This window comes from Curvibacter delicatus NBRC 14919 (assembly GCF_001592265.1).
In the GTDB taxonomy this organism is placed as follows: Bacteria; Pseudomonadota; Gammaproteobacteria; order Burkholderiales; family Burkholderiaceae_C; genus Hylemonella; species Hylemonella delicata.
In genome coordinates, this window is the sequence record NZ_BCWP01000059.1 from 1 (window position 1) to 11,712 (window position 11,712).

The 11,712-nt window shown below is 61.3% G+C and carries 11 protein-coding genes and 1 tRNA gene; 5 read left to right on the plus strand and 7 right to left on the minus strand.

The features are described from left to right. Window positions 1-154: 154 nt before the first annotated feature. On the plus strand, window positions 155-991 hold the full coding sequence (locus CDE01S_RS17140) for an HNH endonuclease (protein ID WP_157077177.1): 837 nt from the start codon (window positions 155-157) through the stop codon (window positions 989-991). A gap of 22 nt (window positions 992-1,013) precedes the next feature. On the opposite strand, the gene CDE01S_RS17145 is transcribed toward CDE01S_RS17140, so the two are convergent. The 4 genes from CDE01S_RS17145 to CDE01S_RS18890 all read right to left on the minus strand — a co-directional run bounded on the left by CDE01S_RS17145 (window position 1,014) and on the right by CDE01S_RS18890 (window position 4,190). Beyond that, on the minus strand, window positions 1,014-2,288 hold the full coding sequence (locus tag CDE01S_RS17145) for a three-Cys-motif partner protein TcmP (protein WP_066710529.1): 1,275 nt from the start codon (window positions 2,286-2,288) through the stop codon (window positions 1,014-1,016). An 8-nt stretch (window positions 2,289-2,296) separates the two neighbouring features. After that, window positions 2,297-3,043, minus strand: coding sequence for a DUF5131 family protein (locus tag CDE01S_RS17150; protein ID WP_066710532.1), 747 nt, complete (start codon window positions 3,041-3,043; stop codon window positions 2,297-2,299). A 36-nt stretch (window positions 3,044-3,079) separates the two neighbouring features. Continuing rightward, complete coding sequence (locus CDE01S_RS17155) at window positions 3,080-3,670, minus strand: LexA family protein (RefSeq protein ID WP_066710534.1); 591 nt, start codon at window positions 3,668-3,670, stop codon at window positions 3,080-3,082. A 358-nt stretch (window positions 3,671-4,028) separates the two neighbouring features. Beyond that, on the minus strand, window positions 4,029-4,190 hold the full coding sequence (locus CDE01S_RS18890; protein ID WP_157077178.1) for a hypothetical protein: 162 nt from the start codon (window positions 4,188-4,190) through the stop codon (window positions 4,029-4,031). A 1,577-nt stretch (window positions 4,191-5,767) separates the two neighbouring features. Between CDE01S_RS18890 and CDE01S_RS17160 the strand changes: the two genes are divergently transcribed. Further along, window positions 5,768-7,279, plus strand: a complete 1,512-nt coding sequence (locus CDE01S_RS17160) for an integrase domain-containing protein (RefSeq protein WP_084382966.1) — start codon at window positions 5,768-5,770, stop codon at window positions 7,277-7,279. Window positions 7,280-7,328: 49 nt separating this feature from the next. After that, window positions 7,329-8,267 carry a hypothetical protein gene (locus CDE01S_RS17165; protein WP_066710538.1) on the plus strand — a complete coding sequence of 313 codons (939 nt, stop codon included), beginning with the start codon at window positions 7,329-7,331 and terminating at the stop codon, window positions 8,265-8,267. Between the two features lie 22 nt (window positions 8,268-8,289). On the opposite strand, the gene CDE01S_RS17170 is transcribed toward CDE01S_RS17165, so the two are convergent. The 3 genes from CDE01S_RS17170 to CDE01S_RS17180 form a co-directional block, all read right to left on the minus strand. Continuing rightward, window positions 8,290-8,475, minus strand: a complete 186-nt coding sequence (locus CDE01S_RS17170) for a hypothetical protein (protein WP_157077180.1) — start codon at window positions 8,473-8,475, stop codon at window positions 8,290-8,292. Then, window positions 8,468-8,818: a hypothetical protein gene (locus CDE01S_RS17175; RefSeq protein ID WP_066710544.1), complete on the minus strand. Its 351-nt coding sequence runs from the start codon at window positions 8,816-8,818 to the stop codon at window positions 8,468-8,470. Before CDE01S_RS17175 ends, CDE01S_RS17170 begins: the two co-directional genes overlap by 8 nt. 240 nt (window positions 8,819-9,058) lie before the next feature. Continuing rightward, complete coding sequence (locus CDE01S_RS17180; protein ID WP_084382967.1) at window positions 9,059-11,116, minus strand: AAA family ATPase; 2,058 nt, start codon at window positions 11,114-11,116, stop codon at window positions 9,059-9,061. Window positions 11,117-11,176: 60 nt separating this feature from the next. On the opposite strand from CDE01S_RS17180, the gene CDE01S_RS19270 reads away from it, so the two are divergent. Together CDE01S_RS19270 and CDE01S_RS17185 are read left to right on the plus strand one after the other, a co-directional pair. Next, window positions 11,177-11,245, plus strand: coding sequence for a DUF4113 domain-containing protein (locus CDE01S_RS19270; protein WP_084382968.1), 69 nt, complete (start codon window positions 11,177-11,179; stop codon window positions 11,243-11,245). Between the two features lie 269 nt (window positions 11,246-11,514). Continuing rightward, window positions 11,515-11,591 (plus strand) — tRNA-Arg (locus tag CDE01S_RS17185). Window positions 11,592-11,712 lie beyond the last annotated feature (121 nt).

An 11,712-nucleotide genomic window follows, 5' to 3' on the forward strand; every position in this document is an offset into this window, starting at 1 on the left:
CCCACGCTGGCTTTCATCAGTTGCTGAGAGAGGCGGTGGGCGAAGACGACAACTTCGATAAGGTCGTCGCGAAGTTCGACACAGAGCTTGGTGGGGAAGCACGTGCGCTGATCCGAGCGCTGATCGTGAACCGAAAGGCTCCGCAATGATCAAGATGGATGCCCCGAACCTGCTGCCGGGCGACGTTTTCGCGGCGTGCATAAGTCGGATTCGTGATCCGGGCCTGAAGCTCAAGATGGAGTCAATAGCGCACTTGGTCGTTGCCGCATCTGCCGATTTCGACACGCTCGCGGCCCAGACTCGCCTCCATCAATTTGTCCGGCAGGCGATCGTTGGTGGCGTCGTCACTACGGCTGAAATGGAGGGGGTCTATACGCAGCGCATGGCGAAGAAGTCCGCGCCCGGTCGGGACGCGTACGATGAACTCTTCAACTCGGCCCCCAACGGTAAATGCCCTCTTTGCGGCCACCGCACGGTGTCAACGTTGGACCACCACCTACCGAAGGCTCACTACCCGGTGCTCGCGGTTGTGCCGTTGAATCTGATTCCGGCATGCGGAGACTGCAACAAGTCGAAGTTGGCGGCGTTGCCGACCTCCGCAAACGAAGAGGCTTTGCACCCGTACTACGACAATATCGACGGCGATCGATGGCTCTTTGCCGAAGTGGTGGCTGGCACGCCGGCCGCACTACGATTTCGAGTCCAGACGCCTGCAAATTGGAGCGCCGTGCTCGCAGATCGCGTCGCGCTGCACTTCAAGACCTTAGGGCTGGGCGCTCTGTACTCGGCCGAGAGCGCTGATGAGTTACTGAACATTCGCGGACAATTGGAAACGCTCCATGCCGCAGGCGGCGCTGCTCTGGTCGAGACCGAACTGCTAGAGCGCGCATCCAGCTGTCGTATGGCAAGGATGAATGGATGGCGGTCTGCGGCATTCGAGGCGTTCGCCGACAGTGCGTGGTTCTGCGATGGTGGGTTCAGCTTGCATTGAGCAAGCTACTCCCCTTCGACAGTTAGCTACCCACGAAGAGGGCCCGCTGTCGGGGAGGCATGATCTGGTCTGAGGTCTTGATTTGCCCTGCGGACCGGCGATTAGCACCATCGACGCCGACTACTTCCACGATCCCGTTCTCCAGCAGGCGCTCAACCGACTCTCGGTACAGCCGTGCCGAGGCCGGCGAACTGTTGCAGGTCGTCGCGAACAGCTCTCCGAAGCTGATCCCGGAGTCGTCGGCGTAAACCCGCTTGGGAATGTGCTCGCTCAGCGCGGCAATACTCGCCCGGCGGGCCACATCATCGAATTCGAACCCAAGTGCCGACTGCTGAAGGTACTTCGCATCGTGGGCCGGGTCGTATCCGACCATCTGGAACATGTCGAGGCCGGCGCCGCCATAGTGGATGAAGTAGTTGTTGTTCGCCCAGTGCACTTCAGTCATCACATCCCGCGCGCGGTGGTGCTGCGACATGTGGATCAGCCAATAATCACCGTGGCCACCGCGATTGCGGATGAAGAACGGCGTGAAGTGCTTGGCACCACAGTTCTCTACGAGGCGCCGGTACAGCGTGCTCTGAAGAAAAAGGCGCCAGTCGCGATCGGAGGACTTGATCTCTTCGATCGACCTGCCACCAAAGATGTCGGGAATGCCGAGCCCATCAAGTAGGTTCTTGACCTGCTCCCCGTCGCTCGCGAAGTTCATAAACGAGTCGACGCCGAAGGTAAGGATCACCTCGGCGCTCGGCAGCGCATGAAAGATCTTGCGCAGCAGGTGCGTAGGCACCTCCTTGTAGCCGTACTGATCGAGGGCGAAGATCGACCGGCCGTTCTTCGGGCTCTTCTTCTTGATGAACTCGATGATCCCGTCGGCCTTGTCCTGGAACCTGGCGTGATCGATGTAGATTCCATTGCCGATGCGGTCGCCGTAGCCTGCTTCTCGCAGCACCTTGTCGAGGTGCATGTAGGCATGCCGGTCGGCCTCGGTGAAAAAATAGTCCACCTGAAGTTGGACGGGCTTGCGCCGGTCCTTGTTGATCAGAAAGTCGGCTTCGCGCGTGGCTTCGAGGAAGATGAACGGCGAGCCCTTGACGGGCTCACGCGTATCGTTGTGTACGTACAGGCCGCCGCCGGCAAACCCGTCGACGAGCGTCAATCTCAGAACCTCCTGGCTCGGCGAACTGACGAGTGTGCGGAAATAGGCGGCGAGGTACGCCTGAAGGATGCGATGTTTGGCAACGCTGTGCTGCTGGATATAGTCTGGACCGTCCTTCCAGTTATATTGCTTCAGCGTCATGCGGTCCTTCAGACGTGGGCGGACAGTGCGGGCATGTCGTCCCAGGTCCTACCCCCAAGCAAGCGGCCGTTGGCTTTCTTGGAGCGACGTTTGCCGTCGGCTCCCCAGCCTCCCCACTGCTTGAAGAAAAACTGCACTCCCTGGTCCTCACATTGTTGGCGAACATTCTCGACCCAATCGAGCTGCATCGGCCGCGCTTTGGCACCGGACTCGCCCCCGACGATCACCCAATGGATGCCGCTCAGGTCTAGTTCGCCAACGTCTTCGAGGAGCGGCTCGACGGACAGGAAGCGGATGCGCGCATCGACCTTGCGCAGGCCTTCGATGCGCGGCACGCCATGCCGCTTGTCCTCGACTGACACGCCGAGCCAGGCGTTGTCCGGGACCCCGCGGTTGCGGAAGAACGCCGCCAAGCGATCCGCGCGCTTGGTCAGCACCTGGAAGGTGTGCTGCGGGCAGCGGCGGATTACGTCGAAGACTTGGGCGATATAGTCATCATCTACCCCTTTATGGAAGAGGTCAGACATCGAGTTTACAAAGTACACCGTTGGCTTCTTGCGCGCCAGCGGTTCTGCCAAACGCTCAGGGAGGATGGTGAGCTTGAACCCGTTCTCGTAGCCCGGCGTGCCCATGGCTTGCAGGCGCTTAGCCATGGTCTCGGCGTAGCAGTGCTTGCACCCTTGGGAAATCTTGGTGCAGCCCACAGTCGGATTCCAGGTCGCCTCCGTCCATTCGATCCGGCTGGCTTGAGACATGAGGTCCTCCTAGTTCTTCAAAGTCAGTGCAGGCGTCTAGACAGCGTGCAAAACGCGCGTGACGACGCCCCAGATGTGCAGTTCGTTCTTGTCGCCGATGGGGATGTCAGCGAAGTCGGGGTTGCTGGCCTGCAGCAACCACCCTGTGTCGGTGCGCTTCAGGCGTTTGACGGTCAACTCGCCATCGACTTCGGCGACGACGATTCGACCGTTATCGGCAGCAATGCCCGTGTCGACGACCAGTTCGTCCCCCTGGGCGATGCCTGCATCTCGCATCGACCAGCCAGCTACCTTCATGACGAAGGTGCTGCTCGGGTCGCGTACTAGATGCCGGCCGAGATCGACCGCATCCTCTTGGTAGTCGTCGCCTGAAGTGGGTTTGCCGGCACGAACGTGGCGGCCGAGGGTCGGTACAGCGGTGGCGGTGCGAAGGGCGGTGATCGGTTTCAGGACCGGCGTCTCGCCGGCCACAGCCGGCGAGCGCTTCAGCTCATCGAGATAGCCGACCACCACGGGAACAAGGCTCTGCGGCACCCGGACTGTCTTCGTGGGCTCGCCATAGGCAGCCTTGCGCCCGGCGCCCTGTCGGGTGCCACCGTGGCGGGATTTGACGGGCTCGTTGCGCATGATTTTGTAACGAAATCAAGAATAGCACGCGACATCTAAAAAAGATAGGAGAACAGGCCCTGAGCCGAGCGGCGCGCGTCGACAGGTAGCGCCATTCCAACAACATGTCGGCCATGTCTGAGGGGCGCTGCCAGGGTGCCGGGATGCAAAGGCTGGTGTTCGCTTCCGTATTCAGCGGTCATCCACCGTTTGGTCTTGACCGACAGCTCACAGCCTGCTTCGGCAATTCGCAGTCTTACTCGGAAACTTGGGCCACGTCGATAGAGCGTACGCCGACCACGGTAGGTGCTTCAGCCCTCATTGGGGAGTCTCCGAAACAATCCAACACAAGACATGTTGAGCGGGATGGTAGTTATTTTTAGAAAGCGGTCAAACGATGCAGAACAGTACGCGGAAATCCGGCGGAAAACCGCCAGAATTCGGCGGCGATCGCTTCGAGCTCCGGCTTTCTGAAGTTGGGAATGACTGAAATCTGGCGGGTTTCTGCCAGATTTCCGCGTAGGTCTCGCAGCTTCTGCATCGTTTGAGCGAAGGCGGCGGAAATCTGTCAGAAACCCGTCGGATTTCGGCGGCGATCGCCTGGCGCGGTGGCGAGCCCGCGATGGATCTGGCGGAAATCCAGCGGATTTCTGACAGATTTCCGCCGTAGCGGTAGGCCGGTCGTGGCGTGGAGAAGGGGACGTCCGGGGAGAGGCGAGAGGCGAGTGGTGGACGCAGATGCTATGGCCGCGCCGCAACGGCGCGTCCACATGCCGAACGGCATGCTCGTCTGGGAGCGACTGTTCCTGGTTCTCAGTGCGAGGTAACTCACGCCATCCCATCGTCTAGGACGGCCCGCCAAGCCACCGCCAGAACCGCTGCCTTCGGCGCTCTATTCCTAGACCCCCATCGACATATCCACAACGCCGCTCCACACGCACGACGGAAACCTAACCGGAGACTGAGAGAACCGGCGAAGCAAGGCAGCAAGCCGTCCTCCGCGTAGCGGCGGAACCATGAGATGCAACCTGAGAAAAATCTCCGTCCTGTGGATAACGTACTGCCGAGGCGCAACTGTTCACAATCGCTTGCGTCGAGTTTTCGGGTGCGTTAATATCCGCCGCGTGCAGGCCTCGTGCCGCTCGCGGTCAATCTGATCGCATCGAACCAGATCCAGCTGCTCGCCCGAGCGCTGCGACACCCCAGGTCAGCCTGGACCCAGGATGGAAACATCCATGCCAGCAATGGCAACTTGATCAATAGATCGCCTAACACGCAGCAGAAGAAACGCGCAGTGGCATTGCCATTGCTGCGGCGAAAGTCTCAATCCAAGCGCGAAAGCGCTTTGGCGATGAAACCCGCCTTCTGATCAATGTGTGTGTGTGGTTTCCCGCCCGGCGGTGTAGCCGGGGAGCCAAGAAACCCGAAAGAGGGATGTTCTTGGAGGCAGTCAACCTGAATCAAGGTTGGCTCGCAAGCAAACTTTCTATGACCCCGGAAGGGGTTTGCCGCTCGAGATGTCTGGTGACATTGATGAGTCGGGGGCTGCGCAAGCAGCACAGCGAATAAACATCCGAGTTCCAGTCATTACCTCATAGGGGTTGACCGACAGGCCAGGCCTGTGGTGACCAGCTACTGAGATCTGTACTACCAGCCGTCCCGCTTGAGGGGTGGTGCCCATAGAGGGCCTGCAAGTGGTGCACACATGAACTAATGACTCCGGGGCGCGCAACGGCAGTGCGCGTTAATCGGATGAGAGATTCCCCGGCGACAAGCCGGGATGGACTGGCCCACCGAATGGGCCCCGGCCTGGAAAACCGGAACCCCCTGTGTCGCGCGTTCATTGCGGCACAGGAGACACCGCACGGTGTTGCCCCCGCTCGCAACGGACGGCAGGAAAGTTTGCTTACGAGCTGCGACCCAATCACTGACACCCGGCCCGGACTGGCCCCGCTTCAAGACAAGTCCACCTTCACCAGCGCCTCAAGGAGCGCATCCGAGACCAGGAACCCGGCCACAGGCTGCCATGGGCAGTTCCGAACCGGTCGTGTTTTGCGGCCGGCTGGGGACCGCCCAGGCGGGCAGGGCGGGAGAAGAACTTGGAAGGAGAAACAAACCATGAGCAAAGACCTTCAGGACACCCACACCCCGCGGCCGCACTTCGATGGCCCGGTCGCCGCGGGCAGGAGTGAAAAAACGAAAGCCAAGAACAGGCCTGCCTCGATCGCTGCTAGACCGCGCCCAACTGTGCGGGCGCAAAAGCAAGCGCGCCGGGGTGACGGCGCCGGGCTGGCCGTGCTGGCGCGCGTCAAGCGCCGCCATCCCACCAACCCCAAGGCCCAGGTCACCATGTTTTTCGACGAATTCGTGCTCAAGGCCGGCACCGGCAGGGATCGCCCAGTCTCCGAACGCACCCGCTCGTCCTACGTGCAAAACCTCATCGGCATGCTCGACGAGCTGCGTGAGTGCAATGCCGTGGTGCGCAACCTTGACGAACTGGGCAGCAAGCACGCTCTGCACCTCATGCGGCTGTGGAAGCTCAAAGCTTTCTCGGCGGGGACGATTGAGTGGAAGCTGTCGATCCTGCGCCGCTTCCTGACCTTCATCGGCAAGGGCCACCTCATCCCCACCGGGGTCCGCCTGCACAAATGGCTGCTGGAAAACGGCATCGAGCCGCCACCGGCGCGCGCCACAGTGGCCACCGTCTCTCTCGCCTGGGAAGAAAAAGGCGTCGATCTGGAGCAGGTCCTGCCCAAGGTCGCAGTGCTGTGCCCCATCACCGCCATCCACCTGGAGATCCAGGCGGCCTTCGGGCTGCGCATGCGCGAATCCCTGCAGCTGGACCCCCGGGCGGCGGACTACGGCGATGTGCTGCGCGTCGTGCACGGCACCAAGGGTGGCCTGCCGCGCGATGTGCCCTTTGACAGCGATCCCGTCATGCGCCAGTGGCAGCGCGACGTGCTGGAGCGCGCCAAGCTCATGGCGGCAAAGAACCCCAAGGGCCTGCTCGCGCGCCCCGGCTACTCCCTGGAGCAGAACATCCGCCACTTCTACCACGTGGCAGAGCGGGTTGGCATCACCAAAGCCGGCCTGGGTGTGACCGCGCATGGCCTACGCCATCAGTACGCCGCGCGTCGCTACAAGGAGATCAGCGGTCTGGATGTGCCGGTGTCTGCCGCCGCCCCGCTGCACATCACCGAGGAGGTGCGCGAAGCCGATCTGGCCGCGCGGACCGCCGTCAGCCGCGAACTGGGTCATTTCCGGCCCACGGTGACCCAGGCCTACGTGGGATCGCTGTCCATGCTGGAGCGCCAGCGCGGCGCGCGCATCAGGCAGTGGGTGCAACTCACCGAGGGCAACCCCGAGTTCTGCAAGGCGCTGGCCGCTGCCGGCGTAAGCCAGGCTTGGCTGGTCGGCCACTTCGCCGCAGGCGCCGAGGTGGCGCCGGCAGAAAAGCTGCGTCTGGTCGTGGCCACCGCACAGCGCTCGCCCCTGCAAGAGCAGGTCGGAGTCGAACTTCGCTGCAAGCTGAACCGGATCGTCCAGCGCGGAGTGGCCCTGTACGAATACCTGGGGCAGTCGAATCCGGAGGACGATGCCCTGGAGCTCAAGTTGAGGATTGACAAGTGAGCCGGATGCCGTAGTTTGAAAGGACAACCCCATTTGAAGGAGGACGCTGTTGATATTTGAGAAACGGGCTGCACCATCTCCAGAGGTTCTGGACACGGTGGAACCGAACTACGCTGACGGGTCTGAGTTGCCATTTGCCGAATTGTTGCTGGGTTCGGTCGACGATAGTTTGATGGCTGAGGTGACGCGGCGCCCCCCTGGCCCGGACTACGACTTGTTTGCAAGGATGGTCGCGCGCGTGCAGGTCCCATGCTCAATCGGAGGCGACATCTGTGCCGAGCTCTTTCTCCTCCCCATCCTGTTCTGTCCCAATGAAAAGGGACTCGACGGCCCGGATGTGTGCTCCGAAGCCGCAGCTTTGCTGCGGCAGACCCTTGCATCCTGGTTTCAGGACTCAGGGCGCAACATCGTCTTTGAGGGGATCTACTGGTTGGAGTGGCTCATGGCCTGGCAGCCAGACATCCTGCGCCAGCATCTGGGACGCGCGGTAGGCCTGTCAGCAAGAGCTGCCATACAGTTTCAGGCGTCTAGCATGGCCCTGCCAGATGCGGCTCCCGGCTTGGCCTTCGTGATCCTGGCGCGGACTCGGTTCAATGATTGGCCAAGATCAGCCATTGCTGAGCCTCGCGAGGATGCCCGTCTCAGGTCCATTGCGAGTCACGCACTGCATTTCTCAAGATCTGTTCGTGGCGGCGGCATGGATCACGCCCCGGTTGTTCTCTCGCCTGCGCCATGGCGCATCGCACTGGTCGAGGGGTTGTGCAAATGGCTGGGCGCCGTTCACTCGCGCTCGGGGATCGTTGGCTGGTCCTTAGAGCCTCAAGCGAAACCGCGCGATCAAGTCGTAGTGCGCCTTTGGCTAGATGATGCGGAAGTTTCCCAGACGCGGTTTGCCCTGCGCATCTATCAGATGGGCATGAGCGGTCTGCGAGAAGTCCTACTCTGTCTCGCAGAGTATGCGCCCTGCGTCGATCAACCCTCCGATTAGTATCCCGATGCCCCAGGGGACGTTAATCCCGCGGGGCGCCGATAGCTTCTTCGCTTTCTGGTTCTTGCGCGAGCTCACTTTTCATCTGATCCAGTTCTGCGCGAAGTCGCCTGTTCATGTGGCCGACCACCACAAAGAGAATGATCGCGATCAGGATGCCGGCGATCAGGATGCCATTCACAATCACGACCGAGTTGTCGTTATCCACGGCTGCCTCCATCTTCTTTGTTCTGCGCTCGGCGGACACTGCGCTCGAACCCGAGCTTGACGATTTCCCAGGTGAAGTGCCAGGACATGACAGCTTGCTGCCAGGCGCCTGCAGGTGCGGCCATGGAGCGCAAACCCAGGAGATCAATCATCTGATCGAGCGCCGGGTCGTCCTCGGTTCGTCGGCGCAATAGTGAGACCCGGGTGTCCGGCTTGTACTTATGCGCAGCCAGCGCCAGAAAGTCCCTGCCCGCCGAAAAATCCAGCAGCCAGTGCCGCTCCGCTTCCCGTTCGAGGGTTGTGTGCAGCCTGAAAGCGCTTCTCGTATCCAGTGTGCTGTTCATGGTCAACCTCCAAATGATGCTGCGGCAGATTGCCGTCTGCCTCGGTGGACAAAAGTCCACTGCTCCTCGTGATCGATTGGTCGAATGCTCGAGGGGGCGATCGGTCGATTTCAAAGTTCGACTCGGGCGCAGTCAAGACCAAGCTAGCACGGGATCCTCTTCTGTCAAGGGGTGGACTGGACCGATCGCCAGGTTGTCATCCAGCACGGGCATGCAGTACCGTGGCAGCGCGCCAGCGGGTCAAAATCCCAGTACGGCGTCGACACCCGCAGCAAGATCATTTCGACTGACGACGATGTCGTCTCCACTGGTCAGGGATATGGCGCGGTTCACCGCATGCTGAAGCACGGCTTCCGCATTGGCAATACTTTCGTCATCCAGCAGCGCGGCAATGTCGTCCGCCTGCAGCCCAGAGGCCAGGCGCACCCGGCGGGCAGCCATCCAGTCTGCAATGTGCTCCGTCAGCTGGGCTGCGTCCGGACGCTTGAATTCCACCTTTAAGGTGAATCGGCCGCCGCGCCGCAGTGCCGGGTCGACTTGATCGGCATGGTTGGTGGCCGCTATCCAGATCAGATCCTTGATCTTGCCCCCGATACCGTCCATCAGCGCCAGCAGTTTGTCCGTGGCGTCCGGATTGGGTGAATATTCGCGCGAGCGCAGCAAGGCGTCCGCCTCGTCGATAAATATGATGGCTGGCCGCAGTTCGCGACCCTTGGACAGCAGCTTGTCCAGGGCGTGCGCATCGCGGGCCAGGTCCGCTCCGGTACTGCTCAGGAATGACCAGCCAGATTCCTTGGCCAAGGCCATGGCGGCGGTAGTCTTGCCGGTGCCGGGCGGACCGTAGAACAGAGCGCCACTGGGAACAGATCCACCCAGGCGCTCCATCCGCAGAGGGTCCCGGATCTGTTTGGCGATGCCGTTCAAGGCTTCCCGGGTGGATGGGGCGAGGCGCAGATCGGACAGCGGCTTCACGTGTTCAGGCAGCGTTGCGATGGCCGCGCGTCCCTGCAGGCGGCGCAAAGCAGCCATGAAATCGTCGTAGCCAAGCTCCGGGCGGCCTTGACTCTGGCTCCTGAGTTCCTCAAGGTAGGAGGGCAGTTCCTCGGTCACCGCCAGGATGCGTTTGACGGAATATCCGTTCCAGCGTTGCGCGACGCTGGCCACAGTCTCCCGGGATACTGGCATCTGAGGCAGGTTGGCATTCAGGCCGGACTCCAGCAGCCCGATGCGCGCCGCCTCATCGGGCGGCGTGATCTCGATTTTGAAGTCGAAACGTCCCTCCCGGATGGCCGCGCTGTCCAGTCGCTCCAGATGGTTGGTGGCAGCCACCAGCAGCACCCGATGCTTGCGGATGTCCACCAGCAGGGTCAGCAGGCCGCTGACCAGGTCGACGTCTTCCTTGGTCTGGCTGATGGCCTGGGTGCGGCTGGCAATGAAGCTGTCGACCTCGTCGATGAAAAACACGCAGGGCTGGCAGCGGATCGCCTGATCAAAGGCTGCCTTGACCATCACCGTCTTGACGCCCACGTGGTAGTGCTCCACATCGGTGAAGGTGAGGGTGAAGATCGGCATCCCGAGTTCTCCGGCCAGGGCTTCGACGAAGATGGTCTTGCCGTTGCCTGGTTCACCATGCAACAGGATGCCGTTGCGCGGCTCCTTGCCGCTTTCGCGACGCTGGAGGATGGCACGGCCGGCATCCAGCAGGCGGCGCTTGATATCGGCATTGCCGTGGATGGATGCGAGGGTTCTGCGCGGAGTTTCCTTGCGCGCTACATCTTGGGGTGGGCCATCGCCATCGCTCCAGCCCGCCGGATGCGCTGTAGCGGTAGATCGCGCTGAACGATGTGCATCCTCAATCAGACCAAAGCTGTAATCAGATCGGCCTAGATACCAGGCTACGGCGCTGAGCGCCAGGAACGCGATGGGGGGCCAGAAGTGCGTGGCCGCAGGATGGTCCGCAAAAAAAAGCCACAGTCCTAGCGTTCCCCCTTGAAGCATCAGGCCGATGAGCCCGCACATAAAGAGCGACAGACTGAAGGCGCCCGACCAGGTGCCCGAGCCATCGCGGGAGGTCAGCATCAGGGCCAGGATGCGGAAACCGATCAGCATGACCAGCAGCAACATGTTCAGGAGCAGGATGGCCAGCGGCCACTCATATTCCACGAATCCGCGGCTATTGCGGAAGATGCCGAAGGTGACCGGTGTTCCGCCCAGTGTCTGAAAGAACATTGAGCCAGTCAAAACGACCCATAAGGCGACGCTCAGCCACGTCGTCCACCGGCGAGTGAAGTAGTCCATGGCAACTCCTTTCCGTGATCAAGCTAGCACGGGAGGTGCGCTCGTCAAGGGAGGAGGACCCTGACGCAGGAGCGCAGGTCGCCACGGTATACGACGAGGATTGGGGAGATTCCAATCCCGCTTGCGTAGGCGAAAATTCGTGCCGTAGGAGCTTCGATCCGCTGCGAGGTGGGGTGGCCCTTGGCCAATACACGCCAAGGAGACATGGAGATCCGGGCGATAGCCGCCACTTTGTCGGCCCAGCCATCCGACGTGCTGAGCACAAAATGCTCTCCAGCCTCCGCCTCTACCCCGATAAAGCCATTCGATCGGGCTAGCCAGCAGACAGAATCCTGCCCAGAGATGGGATGGCCACCAGCTGCATCTGGAGCAGGGTAATCTGGCAAAATTGCGGCAAACTGCCGGTAGCTCATCTGGATAGAGCACGAACCTTCTAAGTTCGGGGTAGGGGGTTCGAGTCCCTCCCGGCAGGCCAGCGTGAAGTTGAAGTTCGACGACGGTGGGTTCTGCAGCAGATGCCGCCGGTCATCGCTGCTCCAGGACTGCGCTGTCACAGCCAAGCTGCGGTTATCCGGCTGCCCCCCATGTTTGGGCTT

Bases quoted from the DNA above. Each gene is read 5' to 3' on its own strand.
- CDE01S_RS17140 (WP_157077177.1), top strand. From the start codon at position 155: ATGGATGCCCCGAACCTGCTGCCGGGCGACGTTTTCGCGGCGTGCATA.
- CDE01S_RS17145 (WP_066710529.1), bottom strand. From the start codon at position 2,288: ATGACGCTGAAGCAATATAACTGGAAGGACGGTCCAGACTATATCCAG.
- CDE01S_RS17150 (WP_066710532.1), bottom strand. From the start codon at position 3,043: ATGTCTCAAGCCAGCCGGATCGAATGGACGGAGGCGACCTGGAATCCG.
- CDE01S_RS17155 (WP_066710534.1), bottom strand. From the start codon at position 3,670: ATGCGCAACGAGCCCGTCAAATCCCGCCACGGTGGCACCCGACAGGGC.
- CDE01S_RS18890 (WP_157077178.1), bottom strand. From the start codon at position 4,190: ATGCAGAAGCTGCGAGACCTACGCGGAAATCTGGCAGAAACCCGCCAG.
- CDE01S_RS17160 (WP_084382966.1), top strand. From the start codon at position 5,768: ATGAGCAAAGACCTTCAGGACACCCACACCCCGCGGCCGCACTTCGAT.
- CDE01S_RS17175 (WP_066710544.1), bottom strand. From the start codon at position 8,818: ATGAACAGCACACTGGATACGAGAAGCGCTTTCAGGCTGCACACAACC.
- CDE01S_RS17180 (WP_084382967.1), bottom strand. From the start codon at position 11,116: ATGGACTACTTCACTCGCCGGTGGACGACGTGGCTGAGCGTCGCCTTA.